This window comes from Pseudomonas sp. FP2254 (assembly GCF_030687695.1).
Classification (GTDB): Bacteria; Pseudomonadota; Gammaproteobacteria; order Pseudomonadales; family Pseudomonadaceae; genus Aquipseudomonas; species Aquipseudomonas quebecensis.
On record NZ_CP117444.1, the window covers coordinates 1,210,889 to 1,232,237 of the forward strand.

Below are 21,349 nucleotides of genomic sequence, written 5' to 3' on the forward strand. Positions count from 1 at the left end.
AGTTCATGTTCCCGATGACTCCCATCGCGGCAGCGCTTGCCTTGTTGTTTTGTGCCGGCGCGCTCGCGGCCGGCACCACCGACGGCACGACACCTCGTAGTTTGTTATCCCAGGCAAAGGGTTTGCCGGCGGACTTTGAAGAGCACTTTTTCGATGTGCCACTGGCGGTCAGGGTTGAACTGGATAGAGAGTTTGTCTCCGAGGCAATGATTGTCTTGTCCCGTGATGACCGCCTGACATTGCTCGACTTTACCGACCACGACGGCAGCGTGATCCAGGATGAAGAGCGCGACCGTTGGGCCGAATACCTAAAACAGGGCGTGGCCCTGGGCACATGTGAAAGCGCCTGCCCCGAAAGGCTCATGGCCGTGCATTACAACCTGGAAAACTCCACGGTTTCCCTGCTCACCGAAAACGTCGAGCGCGACGACAAGGCGCAGCGTTATTACTTCCTGCCTGCCGGTGGCAGCACCGGTCTGATCGTACGCAACCAGTTGAATCTCACCGGTGGCCAGGACCAGGACGTCGGCGGCCGCTTCGGCATCGACGCCAGCAGCAGCCTGGGCTTGTGGAGCCAGACCCTGAACATGCAGTTTTCACGACTGAGCGGGCCGGATGACAAAGACCTCAACCATGCCGTTTATTCGCTTTATACCCAGCGCGAGCTGGAAGGCCGTTTCTTTCGCTTGGGCTACTTCACCCCCAATGCCGAAGGGCTGACGCGCCAGTTGCGTACCTTCGGCGCCAGCCCGGATACAGCCATCGGCGTGATGTACGGCAGCTCCGACAGCTTGATGATCAATAATGCCAAGCCCGCCGTGTTCCCGATCTACGTCACCGCCAGCCGCCAGGCTTCGGTAGAGATTTACCGCAATGGCCTGTTGCTCAATACCCAGGCCGTTGGCAGCGGCCTGCAAAGCCTGGATACCCGGTCATTGCCTGGCGGCATCTATGAAGTGGAGGTGCGACTGGTAGAGGACGGCCAGATCACCAGCACCACCCAGGAATTGGTGTACAAGCCCAACAACTGGAGCAACCACGAAGAGCGCTGGCGCTACAATTTGTTCGCCGGCCAGGAAAGCAAGCTGCTGAGTAACTTCGACGAGCAGACCAGCGGCAGCGCCACCGCCGGTGTGTCCGTCAACTACCTGGCCCACCCGCGCGTGGTGCTGGGCGTGTCCGGACGCCAGGTCAAGGACAACATGCAGTTAGGTACTTCGGTGGACTGGACGGTCGCCGACCAGGCCAACCTGTATGCCAACATTTACCGGACCGAAAAGTATGGCACCGGCCTGGACCTTAACGGCCTGTACAACTACGGTGCCGGCAGCGTGGTGTTCAACCACACCCGTAGTTGGCTCGACACCCGCAACACCTACGAGACCCTGCCCGATGGCACGCGCATCCGCCAGCGTGATGTCTTCGTCGGCCAGACCAGCAACTCGTCGCTGTCCGTCAACCACCGCCTGAGTAACCTGCGCTCGATCAATGGCCGTCTCTCGTACAGCGAAGGCAATGTCGAGGGCGTCGGCCTGGACTTGGGCTGGACCGAGCGTACGCGTCTGTTCGACAACGATGCCCATTGGCGCTTGTCGGTGTTCGACCGACCAGCCACCGCCAGTACCGGCGACCAGCGCAATCGCGGGGTCGACCTGAGCGTCAGCCTGGCCCTCGGCGCGCCGGGCGAGCAATGGTCCGCCAGCATCGGCACGCGCACCGCCCGCGATGGCTCGCGCGACAATAATGCCTCGCTGACCTACCGCAAAGACTTGCAGGACCACGTGCTGCAGAGCGTCTCCGCCACTGCGACGACCGATACCTACGGCGTCGGTCTGTCCGGCATGGCCAGCTTCGAGAATGACTTCGTTCGGGGCGACGGCTTCGTCCAGCGCTCTTCATTCAACGATGAGCTCAGCGGCGGCCTGAACCTGGACAGCACCTTTGCCGTGGGGCAACGCCAGATGGTGCTTACCAGCCAGTACCACGGCGGTGGCTCCGGGCTGATCGTCGACGTAGAGACCGACCTCGACGACATCGCCCTGCGGGCCGACGACATGAGCGGCGGCAGCGTGGCCCTGCGCCCTGGGCGCAACTTCATTCCGATCACCGCCTACAAGGGCAGCTCGGTAGCGTTCGACTTCGAAGGCAATCACGCGCCGTCGGCCGCTATCCAGCCACCCCGCACCCGCTATCACCTGAACAAGGGCGGCGTGGAGTATCGCAAGATCAGCGTCATGCAGACCGTGACGGTGCTGGGGCGCATGGTCGACTCCCAAGGCAAGCCGCTCAAGGGCCTGCACATCATCAATCACGCCACGCGCGGGGTGAGTGAGGTCGACGGCTTCTTCTCGCTGGAAATGAACGCCAGCTCGCCCACCCTCGAAGTGCGCCGCGATAACCAATTGCTGTGCCAGTTCCGACTCGATCCGTCCAAGGCGCGCATTGAGAGCAACGTCCTGATGATCGGCGACCTGCGTTGCACGCCGGATACCTTGGCTGACTCAAGCTTTAACACTGGAACGGCGGGGTGATGAGGGTGAAGCTGTTGAACGCATCGACGTTGTTGAGGTTTGCGCTGAAAGCCGTGCTGTTAGGCGGGGCCGGTGCACTGCCCGCCATGGCGGCCGAGTTGGATATACGCGCAGAGTTCCGGCCGGACCCCGCACAGCCTCATTTGAACAAGTTTGAAAACAAGACGCCCAACAGTGGTTACTGTGGGAGTTATCCAAGTCAATGCGAGCCCTATGGGCAATTCAGTCTGCAGGCCCCTATACAATTTTATTCCAGCCAACCCATTACGGCATTCCACACTGATCCAAGGCAAGGTGCGATGTTCGGTGTTCCCTCTGAATGGCGGGAGCTCACTGTCGTGCATCGCCAGACCCAGGAGCAGGAAACGGTAAAAGTGCGAGTGGCAGGGTTAGGTTCGCGATATGTGACACACAATCCGATCGAACTGGTGGGGGGAGGTGTAACCGGGACTCGTGCGCATCAACTTTTATGGACCGGGTCGAGTTGGGTCAACGCACCAACGCCCTGCAGAGGTACCGGTTACGGTTTGTTGACCGTGACCTGGTATCAATTTTTCTGGAGAACCCCCACGACCGGGGACGGTGTGTGCGCCAAGCAGGCGCGCTTCGATATTCCTTGGCTACGTTACGAATACCTGGATTTTTCCTACGAGCTGATCACGCCTAACCCGTTGGGAATGTCTTCCGGCGAGTACACCGGTACTTATCATTACACCGTCGGTCCCGGCCAGGACTTTGATATGGGCGACGTGATGATTCCCAGCGACTCGATGTTGTCACTGAACTTTACTCTTTCGGTAGAACATGACCTCAAAGTCGAAGTCCCCCCCGGCGGCAACCGCATTGAACTGGTGCCCCAGGGCGGCTGGCAAGCCTGGCTGAACCAGGGCCGCAAACCGGCGCGGTTGTTCCGCGACCAGACCTTCACTATCTCGGCCTCATCGCGTTTCAAGATGCAGTTGGAGTGCGAGCGCGTGATGGGCGACACCTGCGCGCTGCGCAACGCCGCCGGCCACCAGGTGCCGCTCACCCTCAGCGTCAGCCTGCCCAACGGCCTCAACCGTCCCGATGGCTCCGCCGTCAGTCGCCAGCCCTTGCTGCTCAGCGGCGCCGGCACCGAGCAGTTCGACCCTCGGTACTACGTGAACCGTCGTCCTGGAACCCTGCATTTCGAAGTCGCCAGGGAACACACCGAGACCATGCTGGCTCAGGGCGGCAGCACCTATTCGGGGCAGGCCACGGTGATCTGGGATTCAGAGCTTTGACACGTATGTGGAGCAATCACGTGAACGTATCGCAATTGATAGAGCAACGTCTGGGCGCCGGCGCCTGCCTGCTGTTGGCATTGCTGGCAATGCCGGCATCGGGCGTGGATATGCCCATTGAGGCAGAGTTCAAGCCGGACCCTGCCAACCCTCACTTGAACAAGTTTGAAAATAAGACACCCAACAGTGGTTACTGCGCATCGTATCCGACGCAATGCCAGGGTCTTGGGATATTCAGCTTGCGGGCGCCCATTCGGTTTGATTCCAGCCAACCCATCGCGGCGCTCCATACCGATCCCCGGCAAGGTGCCATGTTCGACGCCCCGACTGAATGGAGGGAGCTCACTGTCGTGCATCGCCAGACGCAGGAGCAGGAAACGGTAAAGATACGCGTGGCAGGCTTCGGCTCGTCATATGTGACGGAAAACGTGATTGATCTGGTAGGTGGCGGTGTCCCCGCTCCCGAAGCACACGGGCTCTTATGGACTGGCGGGGGCTGGCTCAGAAGCGCGCCTCCCTGCACGGGGTCGGGGCTCGCGGCTTACGCGGTTAACTTCTACGTCTTTTTCTGGAGAACGCCTGTAGAAGGGGTCTGTGCCAAGCCGGCCCGTTTCGATATTCCCTGGCTGCGTTACAACTACCTGGACTTTACCTACGAGTTGATCACGCCTAATCCGCTGGGCATGTCGTCTGGGGAATACGAGGGGACTTATCAGTACACCCTAGGGCCGCATCAGGATTTCGATATGGGCGATGTAATGCTGCCCAACGACTCGCTGCTCACGCTGAACTTCACGCTGAGGGTTGAACATGACCTCAAAGTCGAAGTCCCCCCCGGCGGTAATCGCATTGAACTGGTGCCCCAGGGCGGCTGGCAAGCCTGGCTGAACCAGGGCCGCATTCCTGCGCGGTTGTTCCGTGACCAGACCTTCACTATATCGGCCTCATCGCGTTTCAAGATGCAGTTGCAGTGCGAGCGCGTGATGGGCGACACCTGCGCGCTACGCAACGCCGCCGGCCACCAGGTGCCGCTCAACCTCAGCGTCAGCCTGCCCAACGGCCTAAACCGCCCCGATGGCTCCGCCGTCAGTCGCCAGCCCTTGCTGCTCAGCGGCGCCGGTACCGAGCAGTTCGACCCTCGGTACTACGTGAACCGTCGTCCTGGAACCCTGCATTTCGAAGTCGCCAGGGAACACGTCGAGGCCATGCTCACCCAGGGCGGCAGCACCTATTCCGGGCAGGCCACGGTGATTTGGGATTCGGATTTGTAATGGCGTACCGCGTCTTATTGGAGAGAGTCATGTGGATCAGATATCTATTGGTGCTGGGCGCATTGTGCGGTTTTCCGCTGTGCGCGAACGCTGGCCCCAGCCTCAACGTCGGGGTGTTCTACGACTACCTGGACGGCGATAAAAGTACCTACCTCAAACGGGTCTATAACGCCGGCGACAGTACCGCCTTCGTGCGTATCCAGGTGTTGGAAATTCTCTACAACGCCGACGGCTCATCCGAAGAGGTGGAGCTCAAGCCCGGCGCAGACCCCAGCGTACGGGAGGGGCTGATGGCCAGCCCGTCACGCCTGATTGTGCCGGCCGATGGCGTCCAGAGCACCCGCTTGCTGTACCTCGGCGAGCGGGAAAAAGAGCGTTATTTCCGCGTGCGCTTCGTACCGGTAATGCCCGAGAAGGACGACGAGTTCGCCCTCCCGGAGGAAGAACGCGAAGCCTACAAAGGCGCTTTGTCGGCCGGGGTTACGGTGCTGGCGGGGTACGGCACGGTGTTTTTCGTGCGGCCCAAGACCGCTTGGTTCGAAACCGGCGTGGACGACAGCGCCGGCCGTTATCAGTTGAACAACGCCGGCAACAGCGTGGTGGTGGTCGATGAGTTCAAGGACTGTTCCGCCGCCGACCCAACGGACTGCCAGCCCACTACCAAGAACCACATCTTGCCGGGCCGTGCGTTCGGCTTTGATAAGCAGGCGGGGCGGGTGTACCGCTTCAGCCTGATCGAAGGCAGCGAGAAAAAAACCTATGAGGTCAAAGGCTGATGGTCAGTGAAAAAAACCACCCCGAGTGGCCCCGGCAAACGTATGGCGTGCGGTATAAAATCCTGATGGGGCTGGTGGTGCTGGTGGGCGTATTGCTCAGCTCCCCGGCGCAGGCGATTCGCGAAGTCGAGGTGTTCGACGTTTCGGTGACCATTCCTACCCAGGACTTCTACGTGTTGCCGGTGGACCCAGGGTTCCTGGAGCGTGAGCAGCAGATGGTCTGGGAGCTGGTGCCGGGGCGCCTGCGGCCGCTGCGCGAACACTTCGACGTGAAAAGCTCGGCGGGCGGCATCAATGCACGCCTGGGCGCGTTGCCCACGCTGTTCAATGGAGGGCGTACCTACATCGACCTCAGCGTGACCTTCAACGGCCAGGTGCTGGGCCTGGACGACAGGTTGGTGGTGTCCCATGACGAGGCGCGGCTGGGCAAGCGTGTCCTGCTGGACATCTCGGCGGTGCAGCCGGCGGACGGTTTTACCCCGGGTGAGTACTACGGCAGCGTCGAGCTGCTGTTCGATGCGGTGCGGCCGTGATGGTTTTCCAAGGAGTCATTATGAAACGTGTATGTGCGGGCCTGGCTTTATTGCTGTGTTCCCTGGGCGCTCAGGCGGGGCCGAACATCAGCGTCGGCGATTTCTACGACTATTTGCCGGGCGACAAAGGCACTTATCTGAAGCGGATATACAACGGCGGCACTTCCACTGCCTTCGTCAAGGTCAACATCAGCGAAATGCTCTACAAGCCCAACGGCACCTACGATGAAGTGCCACTGGAGGTCGGCCCGGACGGCCGTACGCGCAATGGCCTGATCGCCAGCCCCGCGCGCCTGATCGTGCCGGCTGATGGCATGCAAAGTACGCGGTTTGTGTTCATCGGCGACCGTCAGCGCGAACGCTACTTCCGCGTGCGCTACCTGCCGGTTGCGCCGGAGAAAGGCGACGAGTTTGGTGTGAGTGAGGAGGAACGCAAAGCTTATGTAGAAACCGTAGTGGGCGGTGTCCAGGTAATGGCTGGGTATGGCACGGTATTCTTTGTGCGGCCCGATAACAGCCGCTTCGATACGCGCATCGAAAACGGCGGGCAGCGCTATACGTTGCGCAACGCCGGGAACACCGTGGTGATGGTGGATGAGTTCAAGGATTGCTCGGTGGCCAAGCGCACGTCGTGCGCGCCGACCACCAAGAACCATATCTTTCCGGGGCGTACTTTCAGCTTCGAAAAACAGGCCGGGCGCACGTATCGTTTTTATCTGGTCGAAGGCGACAGCCAAAGGCTTGTGGAGGTGAACGGCTAAACGGCGCACAGCACGGGTATCTACATTTCTGCGGTGAAAATAAGCGATTCTTTTGTGGTGAGCGGGCTTGCCCTGCGCTGGGTCAGCTAAACCACTTCGCCTCAAATGGGGCTGCTTCGCAGCCCAACGCGGGACAAGCCCCCTCACCACAGAGTTATTTCAACCTTTGAAACGTGTGTAGATATCTATGGCTATCGGGGCCAAATGCACCGAGTCGCCGGATGGCGCGGTGTTGCTGAGTTAGGTGTTTGGATGTAGCGAGTGGTGATCCCTCTCTGACCCATAGGAATCTAACTGTGGGAGGGGGCTTGCCCCCGATGGCGGCCTGACAGCCGACCAGGATGTTGGGTCAGACCGAGTACATATCCGTTGCTGCGGTCATGGCGGCTATGGGTTCCGCCCTTACGGCGGGTCACTTTTGGAAGAGCGCCAAAAGTAACCAAAAACGCTTCGCCCCACCACTCGGCACCTCGCTCAGGCTCGGTGTGCCCGGAATCCGACATTGATTTGGGGGGCCGCCGCCACGCGCCATCCATGGCGCGGGGCGGCTAAACCGGCATCCCTGCCGGTTTACCCCCCAAATCAATGCCGAATTCCGGCCAGCGTGGTTAACGGGGCGCCTGAGGTCAAAAGCGATAGCAAGAGCGGCTCGCTTCGCATCGTGGTTAGGGTTGGTGGCTACACATCTTCGGTGAAAACATAGCCTGAGAAAATGAGGTTCTTGTGGTGAGCGGGCTTGCTGTGGTGAGCGGGCTTGTCCCGCGTTGGGCTGCGAAGCAGCCCCATTTGAGGCGAAGTGGTTTAGCTGACACACCGAGGTGCCTGGGTTTGGTGCCGCTTCGCAGCCCAGCGCAGGGCAAGCCTGCTCACCACAGCGTGGTGTGGCAGCCTGTGCGGTTTATGTAGATATTGACGGCCACCGCGGGCAAGCCTTTGTGAAGATACCTATGCCGGTCAAATCATGTCGGCCAGGGCTTGGCGCGTCAGTTGCCGGCCCAGTTCGATGTAATCACGCTGGATATGGGTGTAGAGCCGCAGCACGGTGTCGTCCGCCAGTGGTTGGTCGCTCAGCGCCTCGTCCTGTGCGATCTCCAAAGCGTCCGCCAGTGCGACAAGTTGCTCGCGCAGGCGGGCTTTGCGCTCAGTCGATACGGACGCGTCGGCCCATTGCTTTTGCAGGTCCAGCAAGTCTTCCAGCTGGCTGCCTGCCTGGTTGCGAGCCTCGCGTCGAGTGTTGAACGCTTCCAGATACGTGTCCTGTAAATAATCGCTCCAGAACGGCTGTTTCAGCATGCCGTCGACCAGGCCGTCGCCTTCTTCGGCCGCGGCAATCTTGATGGCCGCGTCGTCGAGGTGTGTCTGCGTGACCCTGGCGGTGTTGCGGTACACCATATGTTCGGATAACCACGGCAGGTCGAGGCGCGTCTTGAGCCCGGTCTGGTAGGCCAGGTGCACCTGCACATCGTCGACCTCGTTGGCACCGCTGCCAAAGGCCAACCCCAGTCCGCCCTTGCTGACGGGTTTGACACGGTACTCGATTTCCTTGCCGGCCAGACGGTTGACCTCATCCAGTCGCCAGGACTGCATGGCCAGGTGTGCCAGGCGGCTTTCCCGGGTGGCCAACCCTGGCGCGCTGTTGTCTCTGTGTATCTCTTCCAGCAGGGTCTCGACGCCCATGCGATTGAACGTATACGCGCCGGCGTCGGCGCAATTGTCCGGCACGCCGGCCAGGCTGAACATCCGTTCACAGAATTGTGGGTTCTCATCCATCGCGAAGAGCATCTGCCAGACTCGGATGGAAAGGTCCGAGCGGCCCGCCTCATAGAGCTGTGCATCGAGTTCGGTCTGGAACTGTTCGGGCGGTTGCAACAGCCTGAGCACGTCGAAGAAGCCTTGGGAGCCGTGTTCCCGCTCGAGGTCATCCCATACTTTTATGGCGACGGCGAGCGATTCGCCCTCCAGGCCCGCGACCCAATACTGGCTGGCAGCCCTGCCGCCGCGCGGAACGGTGCGGTAAGGGTCGATACCGAAGCCTCGGCGATAGCTGACGAACCGGTCTTCATCAAGGCGTTCAAGCTTTGTGCGGTCCAACCAACTGCTGGCCACGATCCGGGCGCCCACCGAATCCAGTGCGAACTCGGGAACGGTCGTGATCGCGGTGTTGCTCAGGTCCAGTTCCGGGATATCGAGCCTGGGGCTTTCCAGCCCGTTCGGCCATTGGCTGATGCGGGTTCGGCGCAGCACCAACTGGCGCAGGTCCCTCATGTGGCTGATGTCCGGCGCAATTTCCAGTTGGGTATTGCCTTCCAGGTTCAATGACCGAAGGTGTGGACATTGTGCAAGGATCGCGTAGTCGGAGGGGCGCCAGGCGATGGGGTTCTCGCTCAGGTTCAGCGCGCGCAGGTTATTCATCTTCGGCAGTTGGGGCGGTAGGGCGCTGAGGTTATTGTGTGATAGGTCCACGGCCCGCAGGTTGGGGAAGTTTTCCAGGAAGGTACTGTCCCCGTCCCCCAGCCTCGTGCCGCTGAGATTCAAGCGGGTGACATGGCTGAAATCAGCCGCCAGCGGCTCCAGGCGCCGTATGTAACGGCCCAGTACCAGTTCGCTCAGGTCCAGCAGGGTGCCGCGAGCTCTCGGTTGCGCAGGGAGCATGCGCAGATAGGCGCCGTCTTCCCAGTTGCTTCGCAATTCAATGATGATTTTGGCTCGCATGAGCCGTTCATCAAGCGTAAGGAGGCCTTCTGCTCGCACTAGTGTGGGGTGGCTGTTGCGGAACTTTTCCAGTTCTTTAAGCAGCTTCGTGTGGTCAGCTTCCAGCGCGTTGAGCAGTTCTTCGCCTTGCGATGTGTTCAGCGATGCCGTCACCTGTTGTATCTGTTCCTCGCTCAGGCGAGGGCACAATCGGGTCAAGGTCTGTTTAACCGTCGGGCGTTGCCTGGGCGGGTCATCCCGAAGCCAGCGGCGGAAGGTTTTGAACAGGGGTCTTTGCAACAAGGTTTGCACTGTACGCTCGTCGACCCGGCGTCGCGTCGCCGCTTGCAGCACGGTGCGCCGTTCAACCGGTGGCTCCAGTTTCTCCTTCAACCACGCCTTGAAGATCGCGCCCTGGCCAGGTCGGTAGTCGAGCGCGTCCGGCGGGACGGCACGCAGCACCGCCTCATAAAAGCTGTACTGCGCCTGGGGCGCCGGTTGCCGTGGCTCATGAATCTGATATCGGCCCTGTCCCTTGTACAACAGAATGCTCTGACTGCCGGCCTCGGCCGGCCCCAACTGGCAACGCAAGGCGCCGTTGGCGGTCTGCTCGTGGATGGCAATGGTCAGGTCGCCCAGCGCATCGGTATGCAGGCGCAGGATATTGAGGGCCATGCGCTCGGTATCCGGTGTCAGCCAGGCGTCGTTGTAGAACCCTTCACTGGCGTGGCTGGCCCGAACTTCGTTGGCCAGTGCCCGGCCAAGGTTTTTCAGGCGCAGGGGGATGCGTTGCTCGCTGCTCATCACCGCCAGCTCTCGGGGCGAGACTCGCAGCAGCAGGCTGGCCGCCAGGTCTTTGGGCAGTTGCGGGAACTGTTGCTGGAGCAGTTGGCCCTGAACGGTGTCGAGTACCTCACCGGTGCTGTAGAGGTGGTTGAAGATGACGATGTTCTCCTGCTCCAACTTATCGGCCAGATAGTTGCGCAAGGCCTGGGTTCGTTCTGCCGAGGATTCAGCCAAGGCGCCCGGAAGCAAGGCGCGAAATTGCGCTTCGCTTAAAAAGCCGCTGAGCCGCTCGGGTAGCTGGTTCGCTTCGACGGCCTGGTGACTGATCCTCAGGGTGTTGGCCTCGGTCGCGTCGATGGCGCCGTAGGTCATGGAATAGCCGCTCAAATCACTGTTCGTGAACACCTTGATGGCCTTGCCCGCCGGCCAGCCCGGCAGCTCACTGGTGACCTGCACCGACCAGTTGGTGGGCAGTTCGATGGCGGCCCCGGCGCGGATTTTTTCCGGCCCAAGCTGGACTTCATCACGCAGCTTCAAACGCTTGAGGCTATCGGCCAACAGGGGCGGCACGCTGTCGCGATTGGCGTACATCATGCGCAACGCGCCGTCGTGGGTGCCGCTGATCTCGCAGGCGAGTTCGCGTTGAGCGGGGGTGAGCCCCTCGACCAACGGTCCCAGGCGGCTTTGGAGTGTCTCGCTGCCCCAGGTGTCCGGGGCTTCGCCTTCATGCACCCAGGCGCCACTGGCATGGCGTTCGATCAAGGGGGCATAAGCACCGGGCCGGCTCGGGTGTTTGACCCGGTGGAGGTTGCTCTGCGCGTCGTGTTCGACGATCAAGTGCTGGTCGTCAAGACGCAGCACCTTTTGCCCTTGGTGCTCATACAGGCCTGATGCATCGGGTTGACTGCCTTCCGGCACACTCAAGTCTTTGCGCGCATAAGGTGTCAGGTCCGGGTTCCACAGGCGCGGTTGGTCGTTCACTGTGACCGCCTTGAGGCTGTCGACAAACGTGGACGGTTTGAACAGCACCTCCTTGGCCAGCACCCCGCCGGTGCCCAGAATGGCCAGTTGCATCACGTCGGTGATCACGCTGATAACGTGCTGGGCCGCTTCGTCAGCCTGGCCCTCGCTTAGCTCGACGATACTCTCCATCACGTCGTCGGTCAGTTGGTACAAGGTGTACGCCAGCATCAGTTCGCCCAGCAACGGCACGAACGGGGTCACCACCAACAGCGCCATGTTCAACAGGCTTGACGCGATCTTCAGGGTGTTGTCCCACCACCTGCGACGCTCATTGTCATCCGCCTGGGCCGTGGAGACGGCAAGGCTGCGCGCGTCGTTGAGGATCTTGTTGAAGCTGGCCTGGTACAGCTGCCGCCACAGGTCACCGGTTATCGGGGTTACGTCGAATTGCAGCAAAGGTTTGCTCACCGGGTCTTCGCACCAGGCGGGAGCCGGGTCCAACGGGCCGCGTTCATGCCATTGCACGTGGTACAAACGCTCGGCCAGCGTGGCGAAAAACAGGCCGCGCCGTGAGTGGGGCACGAACTGGCTGAAAAACTGCTGATAGGTGTGTTGCGGCACGTGTTTGCTGGACGCCAGTGCCGCGTTGAGTTGCAGGCGCCGCGACAGTTCCAGCGCGAACTCGGCGGTTGAAGCGTATTGCTTGAGCGGGCTGACCTGGTCATGGGGTATGTAGGCGATGACCTTGGCGATGTGGCTGGCTTTCTCAAGATCACTGGTGATCAACAGGATTCCGGTGAGCGGCGTGTCGAGCATATTCAGTTGGTAGAAGGTGGCGCGTTTTTCCGTGCCATCGAGCACACCCATTACGACCGCATGGCCGGACGCGTCCAGGTCATTTTTCATCAGGGCCACTTGGGCGGCAGCCTTGAGCGCGGCTTTCTGACTGGCGATAACGTGCAGTTGCAGATACGCCTGGGCTACCGGTTCAGACGGTAGCAGGCTTTCGTTGAGATGGCGTTGATAGCGCGCTCCAAGGTCCAAGCCGCGACACAACTGCTTGAACTGCTCAAGGCTCATCGTGCGCTCCAGGCGCAGGATGTTGAAGTGGCCGCGATAGTCGGGCCGGGTGATGTAGCAGGAGTACCGTTCGAACCTTTCGTGACGGGCAAAGTTATGCAGCGCAGCGTCGAGTAAGGACACGTCCCTGGACGTGACGCCATTGGATAGCGCCAAGGCATACCAGGGCAGCTGCTTGGGCGTGTAAATATGCAGATAGGTGTTTTTGACATCAAGGTCCAGGCCGTACTGGTCCTTGATCGCCCGTGTGAGTAACGGCTCGGCGAAAGCATAAACGTCCTGCACGTGACGCAGTTTCTGGTCCACCTTGTTTTGCGCGGCCCAGGCCTGGCCGTTGAGCGCATTGAGGGTGGCTTGCTGTTGCAGGCTGGCGTTCACATGCCAGTTGGGTCGATGCAGGGCCAGGTCGTTGAGCGGGTAGACCCTCTCCAGATCGGCATTGGCGAGCCAGTCTGGGGTCTTGGTTTTGATCAACTGATAGTGCGGGCCTTTGTCATCGGCGGCCGCTGTTTGAAGGGGATCGGCGAGAGGGTGAAGCGTATTTACGTCAGGCATAGGAGTTGGCTTGTCGGTGGGTTAAACCGTGAGCCTATGCTGGTGAAGTTGGCTTGAAGCTTTAAATAATTGGCGTATCTAAATGCGTGAGAGAAGATTCAGAGCCGCTGACAGCCCACTGCCCCAGCCCCCTGCAAATACGGCATCAGCAACGGCGCCATGCCCTTGAGCACCTGCACCGGCAACGCCGAGGTGAAGGTGAAGTTCTGCGCGGTGCTGCCGGGCACGAACGCGGTGAGGGTGCCGAAGTGGTGATCGCCGATGTAGAACACGAACGTCGCGGTGCGGTTGATCGCCTTGGAGCTGAGGATGCGCCCACCGGCGCCGATGGCTTCGATGCGGTTGTCGCCGGTGCCGGTCTTGCCACCCATGGCCATCGGGGTGCCGTCTTCCTGTTTGAAGCTGCCGGCCACGCGCTTGGCGGTGCCGGCGTCCACCACTTGGGAGAGCGCGCCGCGCAGGGCGGTGGCGACTTCGGAGGGCATGACCCTTCGGCCCTGGCTGGGATTGTTGACCAGTCGGGTTTCATAGGGCGTGCCGGCGGCGAAGTGCAGGCTGTCGATGCGCAGCACCGGAATGCGCACTCCGTCGTTAAGAATGATGCCCATCAACTCGGCCAGGGCGGCGGGGCGGTCGCCGGAGCTGCCGATGGCGGTGGCCAGCGACGGCACCAGGTGGTCGAACGGGTAGCCGACGGCTTTCCAGCGTTGGTGAATCTCCAGGAACGCTTCGATTTCCAGCATGGTGCGAATGCGGCTGTCGCGAGCGCGCTGGTGCCGGCTCTTGAACAGCCAGCTGTAGACTTCCTGGCGCTCGAATTGGCTGGCCTTGACCACCTCGCTGAACGTCGCCTGCGGGTGGTTGAGCAGGTAGCCCAGCAGCCACAGGTCCAGGGGATGCACTTTGGCGATATAGCCCTGATCGGGGAGGTCGTAGGCGCCGGGACCATAGCTGTCGTACAGCGTGTCCAGGCGTTTGTCGGTCAGCGCCTGCTGGCCCTTGGCGCTGACCAGGTGGGCGCGCACGAACGCGTTGAAACTCTCCCGGCTGGCTTCCGGCAGCAGGTAGCGGTGCACGGCGGCCAGGCGAATGGCCGTGGGGTGCAGCCCGTCGAGGAAAGTTTCCAGGCGAGCCTGGGTCTCTTTCTTCTGGTACTTCTTCCAGAACTTAAGCAGGAACGCGGTGCCTTCGCGGTCGGCGAACTGCGCCAGGTATTCCTGGCGGCGAGGCTCGCTGTCGTCCTTGAGCAATTGCGCGGTGTTGTTGGCGCCGGCGTAGGTGGTGTAGCGCACCAGGTCACGCATCAGGCGAATAAACGGCAAGTTGATGGATTCGCGCAGGGCGTCGCGCAGGGTCGGGTTGCGGCCGTTGTCTTCGTTGCGAAAATTGTGGAAGCGATGCAGGCCGCCACCGGTGAAGAAACTCTCCGCGGGGCTGGCCGAATAGGTGCGATCGAGCGCGGCGTCGAGCATGTTCGCCAGTGTTTTACCGGGGTTTTGCAGTAGATAGTCCACGGCCCAGCGGCTGATGCGGTCCTGCTCGTCTACCTCGACCTTCTTCAACGCCGCCGGCGCCAGGGCGCCGTAGCGGTCGTGCAGTTCGGCGACGATTTGCAGGTAGGTGGTGAGCACCCGCAGCTTGGCGGTGGACCCCAGTTCCAGCTTGCTGCCTTCGTTGATATCGAAAGGTTGGTCGGTATTGTCGGTCTGCACCCGCACTCGCGCGCTGTCGTCGGTACGTTCGAACAGGGTAAAGCTGTAGCGCACCTGCGGCGTGCTGGCCGGAGTAAGCAGGCGCTCGCCCAACAGCCCGACCTGGCCGGCGAACGTGGGGTCGGCCAGGTGCTTGAGGTACGCCGTGACCTGTTCCTGCAACTGGCCCTGCAAGGTGCTGGTGGCGGAGAGATCAAGGCGGTCGAGGTCATACAGCGGGCGGTCGAGCAGGGCGCCCAACCGGCTGCGCGCGACGCTGACGCCTTTATTGGTATCGATCATCTGGATCGTCGGCTGCTGCTGCCAGTCGCGGTAACCGACCTTGCTCGCCAGCGCCGCCGTGAGCAGTGCCGGCTCGATCACACCGTTTGCCGCCAACAGCCTCAAGTGGCTGTTGGTCAACTGCGCCAGCTCTTCGCGGCCCTTGGACAGGTAATGCGAAGGCCGCCGTTGGGCGATCATCAGCGACAGCACTTCGCGCAGGGCCAGGCCTTTTGGCGCGAGGTCGCCGGGGTCGCTGCTCGCGAGCAACGCATTGCTTTTGTCGAAGTCGGCGCCGTACCAGACCCGCAAGCCTTCAGCCATGCCATGCACTTCGCCATGCCCCGGCACGGCGGACAACGGCACGCTGTTGAGGTAGTCGCGCACGATATTCCGCCGGGCCTGCAAGGTCTGCGGGCCGTCCTGATAGGCGCGCACGCTGGCGGAAATCATCTGGCGGATTTTCTCGCCGCCCGAAAGGGTCAGGCCGTCGGGCGAATGGCGATATTTTTCCAACTGCGTGGCCAGGGTGCTGCCGCCGGCGGTCTGCCCCGGCAGATGCAACAGCCTGGCCACCTGCGACCAGGCGGCCTTGGCGAAGCGCGGCCAATCCACCGCCGGGTTGGCTTCGGGCGGATTCGGGTCGAGCAAGTCGCGGTTTTCGATGAACAGCAGGCTGTCGACCACCACCGGCGGTATGGCGGCAAAGCTTTGGTACGACTGCTGTGGGTAGATGAACTGGTACAGCGGCGCGGCGCGACAGTCGGTGATCGACAGGCCGGCCTGGATTTTTTCGGCGTAAGGCACGAACAGGCCACGCTCGGTATAGGCCATCAACGGCGCGGAAAAACGTGCCTGGCGTTCAATCAGGTAATTACGTTTGAGCAGGCGCGGCAGGAACGTGTCGAGGTCGCTGTAGCCCAGGCGCTTGTCGAAGGGCCCGGCGCCGGGATAGACGATCGCATCGCTGGGCCCGGCCTGTATCTGGTAGGTCAGGGTGGCGGCCAGGCGGCTCAGCTGTTGGGACTGCCATTGGGCGGTGCGCATTTCCCGATGGGCGGCCACGCCGGCGGCAATCAGCAACATTGTCAGCAGCAGCCCTGCCATGCGCCACCCGTAGCGTTTTCTACGCGGGCGTTTTGGCAATGGCTGCTCATCCAGGCTGCTGGTGGAGGCTGCGCACTGGGTTGAAGCGGTTTGCCATAAAGCGCCCATAGTCGATTGATCCATTCACGCAGATTGATCGGACTTGAATGAAGCTTAGACGCTGATTGGCGTGCGCAAGGCGTGCGTACACGTCCTTTTTTATCGTCGTCGCCAATGCGGGACGGGCTCGCATCGCGGGGTTCGCCAGGCATCGGCGATTGTGTCGGATGCAGGCCCAGGTGTTGGTCAAAGGCTTGATCCAGAGCCTTCGCCGTTAGCCCTGAAGCTGCGCCTAGGGATAGGATGCCGCCCCCAGGCTGTGCAATACTCGCCGCCGTTTCGCTGGGTCAATGCTCCGCCAGGCAGTTAATGCCCCTCCGTGTGAGCGGGTTTTGCCGCGAGTTCTGGCCAAATTTTGCCATTTATTGAGTGAAAAGCCCTGTCGCGGGCTTTTTATACTGCACGCCCGCTGATCTGGCCGATTGTTCTGTCAGACGCGTCCGCCCACGAGGCCGGCGCGGTTCTCCAGGCACACGCGCTCACCCGCGCGAACGCCCACGACTCGGTGGATCAATCCAATAACAAGACGAGGTTGTATCCCTATGCCCTCCGGCAACCACCTGCCCCATGGCGAGACCGCTCAAGGCGGCCCGCTCAAACGCGAACTCGGTGAACGGCATATCCGCCTGATGGCCCTGGGCGCCTGTATCGGCGTCGGCCTGTTCCTCGGCTCGGCCAAGGCCATTGAAATGGCCGGCCCGGCAATCATGCTGTCCTACATCATCGGCGGCCTGGCGATCCTGGTGATCATGCGCGCCCTCGGCGAGATGGCCGTGCACAACCCGGTGGCCGGCTCGTTCAGCCGTTATGCGCAGGATTACCTCGGCCCTCTGGCGGGCTTTCTGACCGGCTGGAACTACTGGTTCCTATGGCTGGTGACCTGCGTCGCCGAGATCACCGCCGTGGCGGTGTACATGGGTGTCTGGTTCCCCGACGTGCCGCGCTGGATCTGGGCGCTGGCGGCCCTGGTGAGCATGGGCACCATCAACCTGATCGCGGTCAAGGCGTTCGGTGAATTCGAGTTCTGGTTTGCCCTGATCAAAATCGTCACGATCATTGCCATGGTCGTCGGCGGCGTCGGCATCATTGCCTTTGGTTTCGGCAACGACGGCGTGGCCCTGGGGATTTCCAACCTGTGGGCCCATGGCGGCTTCATGCCCAACGGCATGACCGGCGTGCTGATGTCCCTGCAAATGGTGATGTTCGCCTACCTGGGCGTGGAGATGATCGGCCTCACCGCCGGCGAAGCGCGCAACCCGCAGAAGACCATTCCCAATGCCATCGGCTCGGTGTTCTGGCGCATCCTGCTGTTCTACGTCGGTGCGTTGTTCGTGATCCTGTCGATCTACCCGTGGAACGAAATCGGCACCCAGGGCAGCCCGTTCGTGATGACCTTCGAGCGCCTGGGCATCAAGACCGCCGCCGGCATCATCAACTTCGTGGTGATCACCGCCGCGCTGTCGTCATGCAATGGCGGCATCTTCAGCACCGGGCGCATGCTCTATAGCCTGGCCCAGAACGGCCAGGCACCGGCCACCTTCGCCAAGACTTCCAGCAATGGCGTACCGCGCCGGGCGCTGCTGCTGTCGATCGCCGCGCTGCTGCTGGGTGTGCTGCTCAACTACCTGGTGCCGGAAAAAGTCTTTGTGTGGGTAACGTCGATCGCCACCTTCGGCGCAATCTGGACCTGGGTGATGATCCTGCTGGCACAGCTCAAGTTCCGTAAAAGCCTGAGCCCTGCCGAACAGAAAGCCTTGAAATACCGCATGTGGCTGTACCCGGTCAGCTCGTACCTGGCGCTGGCATTCCTGGTGCTGGTCGTGGGCCTGATGGCGTACTTCCCGGACACCCGCGTGGCGTTGTATATCGGCCCCGCGTTCCTGGTGCTGCTGACCGTGCTGTTTTACGTGTTCAAGCTGCAACCGACCCAAGCGGCGGCGCAGTCGGCTTGAGCCGGTGAACCCTGCGATCGCGCAAGGCGGTCGCAGGTCGGCGTTACCGGTCGGTGCCCAGCGGTGCCGGCCGTGGCGCGCTCAAACGCTGATTCAATTCCAGCCAGGCCGCCAGCACCGCCATCAACAGTAAACCCAGCAACGCACTGAATACCTGCATCGGCCAGGCATCCTCGACCTGGGCGTTGAGCATGTCCGCCAATGGGGCGAGCAACACCCCAAGGCAAAACACTTCCAGCGAATAACGCCCCATGCGACAGCACTGCCGCGCCGGCCAGTTCTGCGTCCAGCCGTGGGTGGGCAGCAGCTTGGCGGTGACATAGGCCAGGGCCAGAAAGTGCAGCAGGCGCACCGGCGACAGATCGGTCTTACTGATCGGGTACAACCATTCGCCGAGCAGCGCCGGCATCAGCGCGTCGTGAACGTGTGGCCAGCGCCACGACAGGGTGATCACGCCGGCCGCCAGCGCATACACCGCCGCTGCCACAAACAATGGCTGGCGCATCAATGGCCGGGTGTCAGACGCGCGCGGTGCGCGGTAGTGAATCGACGCGGCGCCACCGAGCACGAACAACAATTGCCAGGTCACCGGGTTGAAGTACCACACACCGTCGGCGATTGCCGCCAGGTTCCAGCCCAGTTTCGGCGCCAACAGGTACACCGTCAGCGACACCGCCACCACCGCCAGCGGCGCCCGCACCAGTATCGGCAGCACCAGCGGCAGGCCGAGCAACAGCACGATATACAGCGGCAGCGGGTCCATCAGGTTGGGCTTGAAACGCAACAGCAGCTCATCGGTCAACGCCTGCTGCGGGTGGGTGATGAAGTGCGTGAGGCCCATCTCCTGCACCAGGTCGCGGGTCTCTACCTTGCTGTTGGCGAAGAACACGATGCCCATCAGCATCGCCAGCAGGAAGATATGCACCACGTACAACACCCAGGCCCTGCGCAGTATTTTAAGGCAGGCCATCCAGTAGCCTTCGCGTTGCAGCACCTTGCTGTAGGCCAGCACCGAGGCATAACCGGCAAGGAACACAAAGACCTCGGCGGCATCGCTGAAACCGATGTTGCGCAGGGTGATCTGGCCGAGGGGGTTGTGGGGCACGTGATCCCAGAAAATGAAGATCAACGCCAGGCCCCGAAAAAAATCGATGCGCGGGTCGCGTCCGTTCAGCATGGCAGCGGGCTCTTGAACAGTAGGTTTAGTCGTGGCGGGTAAGTGGCGGCGATGTCGTACGCCGCGTGTCGGGCGGGCGCAGGTTGGCGGTATTTGTAAGCAATTGCAAAGGCTGGGTATTACTGAATGTCTCGACAGCCCGCCCAAGTTGGGCGGGCTGAGGGCGTAGATCAGGCAGCAGCAACTTCAAGGGGTTCAAAGCTATCGGCCCGCGCCATCTGCCACATGCGCGAATAAAACTCGCCGTTCACTTCCCCGCTCAGTAACTCCCCTGGCTTGAGGAACACATGCAACTGCGAGAACAACTTGATCTCCGTCGCCGACATGCGCCGCACCAAGTGCTTGGCCGACAGTTGTGATGGGTGATCCAGCCCCGCCGCCGCGAGCATTTCGGCTAGGGCCTTGAGCGTGTTGCGGTGGAAGTTGAACACGCGCTGGGCCTTGTCCGGTACCACCAGGGCGCGCTGGCGCAGCGGGTCCTGGGTGGCGACGCCGGTGGGGCATTTGTTGGTGTGGCAGCTCTGTGACTGGATGCAGCCGATGGCGAACATAAAGCCCCGCGCCGAGTTGGCCCAATCGGCGCCGATGGCCAGCACACTGGCGATATCGAACGCGCTGACGATCTTGCCGCTGGCGCCGAGTTTGATCTTGTCGCGCAGGTTCAGACCCACCAGGGTGTTGTGCACGAACAGCAAACCTTCGCGCAGCGGCACGCCGATATGGTCGGTGAACTCCACGGGTGCCGCACCGGTGCCGCCTTCCTTGCCGTCGACCACGATAAAGTCGGGCAGGATGCCGGTTTCGAGCATGGCCTTGGCGATGCCCATGAATTCCCATGGGTGGCCCAGGCAGAACTTGAAGCCCACCGGTTTGCCGCCGGACAGTTCACGCAGTTGGGCGATGAACTGCATCAGCTCGATCGGCGTGGAAAACGCACTGTGGCGCGACGGTGAGACGCAGTCTTCCCCCATCAGGATGCCGCGGGTTTCGGCGATCTCTTTCGTCACTTTGTGCTTGGGTAGAATTCCGCCATGGCCGGGTTTGGCGCCCTGGCTCATCTTGATTTCGATCATGCGCACCTGCGGGTTTTGCGCCTGCGCGGCGAAGCGTTCCGGGTCGAAACGGCCGTCGCTGGTACGGCAGCCGAAGTAGCCGCTGCCCAGCTCCCAGGTCAAGTCGCCGCCATGTTCGCGGTGGTAGGGGCTGATGCTGCCTTCACCGGTGTCGTGGGCAAAGTTACCCAGCTTGGCGCCCTGGTTCAGCGCGCGGATCGCATTGGCGCTCAATGAGCCAAAACTCATCGCCGATATATTGAACACCGACGCCGAATACGGCTGCGTGCACTGCGGGCCGCCGACCATCACGCGAAATACGCTGGGGTCGCTCAGCGGCGCGGGGCGCATGGAGTGACCGATAAATTCGAAGCCCGACTGGTACACGTCGATCAAGGTGCCGAAGGGTTTGTCGGCGGTTTCATTCTTGGCGCGCGAATACACCAGCGAGCGCTGGGCCCTGGAGAAGGGCAGGGCGTCGCTGTCGGATTCGAGCAGGTACTGGCGGATTTCCGGGCGGATGGCTTCCACCAGGTAACGAATATTGCCCAGGATCGGGTAGTTGCGGCGTACCGCGTGGGGGCTTTGCAGCAGGTCGAACAGGCCGATCAGGCTGAGCAGGCCGGTAACCCCGGTGATCGGCCACAGCCAGTCATGGTGGATAAACGGCAGGCTGGCGAGGGTGAACAGGACACACACGGCAAAGAAGGCGTAACGGCTTAGCAAGGACAGGCTCATACGGTTTCCTTGGGGTCGGACTCTTACAGGTCGGTGCGG

At 61.6% G+C, this 21,349-nt stretch carries 11 protein-coding genes; 7 read left to right on the forward strand and 4 right to left on the reverse strand.

Annotated elements, in window-relative coordinates:
- The first annotated feature begins 5 nt into the window (after positions 1-5).
- The 6 genes from PSH94_RS05385 to PSH94_RS05410 all read left to right on the forward strand — a co-directional run bounded on the left by PSH94_RS05385 (position 6) and on the right by PSH94_RS05410 (position 7,137).
- Entirely contained in the window at positions 6-2,531 is a 2,526-nt protein-coding gene (locus tag PSH94_RS05385) for a CS1-pili formation C-terminal domain-containing protein (RefSeq protein ID WP_181081870.1), read from the forward strand.
- Positions 2,532-2,617: 86 nt separating this feature from the next.
- Complete coding sequence (locus PSH94_RS05390) at positions 2,618-3,796, forward strand: hypothetical protein (protein WP_305437716.1); 1,179 nt, start codon at positions 2,618-2,620, stop codon at positions 3,794-3,796.
- Positions 3,797-3,885: 89 nt separating this feature from the next.
- The gene (locus tag PSH94_RS05395; protein ID WP_370694763.1) at positions 3,886-5,067 is read left to right on the forward strand and encodes a hypothetical protein; all 1,182 of its coding nucleotides are present in this window, start codon (positions 3,886-3,888) and stop codon (positions 5,065-5,067) included.
- Positions 5,068-5,102: 35 nt separating this feature from the next.
- On the forward strand, positions 5,103-5,843 hold the full coding sequence (locus PSH94_RS05400; protein ID WP_370694764.1) for a molecular chaperone: 741 nt from the start codon (positions 5,103-5,105) through the stop codon (positions 5,841-5,843).
- Complete coding sequence (locus PSH94_RS05405; protein ID WP_305436722.1) at positions 5,843-6,376, forward strand: CS1 type fimbrial major subunit; 534 nt, start codon at positions 5,843-5,845, stop codon at positions 6,374-6,376. Before PSH94_RS05400 ends, PSH94_RS05405 begins: the two co-directional genes overlap by 1 nt.
- A 20-nt stretch (positions 6,377-6,396) precedes the next feature.
- Positions 6,397-7,137, forward strand: a complete 741-nt coding sequence (locus PSH94_RS05410) for a molecular chaperone (RefSeq protein WP_181081874.1) — start codon at positions 6,397-6,399, stop codon at positions 7,135-7,137.
- A gap of 954 nt (positions 7,138-8,091) precedes the next feature.
- On the opposite strand, the gene PSH94_RS05415 is transcribed toward PSH94_RS05410, so the two are convergent.
- Positions 8,092-13,212, reverse strand: a complete 5,121-nt coding sequence (locus PSH94_RS05415; RefSeq protein WP_305436723.1) for an NEL-type E3 ubiquitin ligase domain-containing protein — start codon at positions 13,210-13,212, stop codon at positions 8,092-8,094.
- 98 nt (positions 13,213-13,310) lie between these two features.
- On the reverse strand, positions 13,311-16,400 hold the full coding sequence (locus PSH94_RS05420) for a transglycosylase domain-containing protein (protein ID WP_305436724.1): 3,090 nt from the start codon (positions 16,398-16,400) through the stop codon (positions 13,311-13,313).
- 533 nt (positions 16,401-16,933) lie between these two features.
- Here PSH94_RS05420 and PSH94_RS05425 point away from each other — a divergent pair.
- On the forward strand, positions 16,934-18,343 hold the full coding sequence (locus tag PSH94_RS05425; protein WP_181080497.1) for an amino acid permease: 1,410 nt from the start codon (positions 16,934-16,936) through the stop codon (positions 18,341-18,343).
- 43 nt (positions 18,344-18,386) lie between these two features.
- Here the strand turns inward: PSH94_RS05425 and PSH94_RS05430 are convergent, their stop codons facing one another.
- Both PSH94_RS05430 and PSH94_RS05435 read right to left on the reverse strand, forming a co-directional pair.
- On the reverse strand, positions 18,387-19,520 hold the full coding sequence (locus PSH94_RS05430; protein WP_181080498.1) for an OpgC domain-containing protein: 1,134 nt from the start codon (positions 19,518-19,520) through the stop codon (positions 18,387-18,389).
- Positions 19,521-19,690: 170 nt separating this feature from the next.
- Positions 19,691-21,310: an FMN-binding glutamate synthase family protein gene (locus tag PSH94_RS05435; protein WP_305436725.1), complete on the reverse strand. Its 1,620-nt coding sequence runs from the start codon at positions 21,308-21,310 to the stop codon at positions 19,691-19,693.
- Positions 21,311-21,349 lie beyond the last annotated feature (39 nt).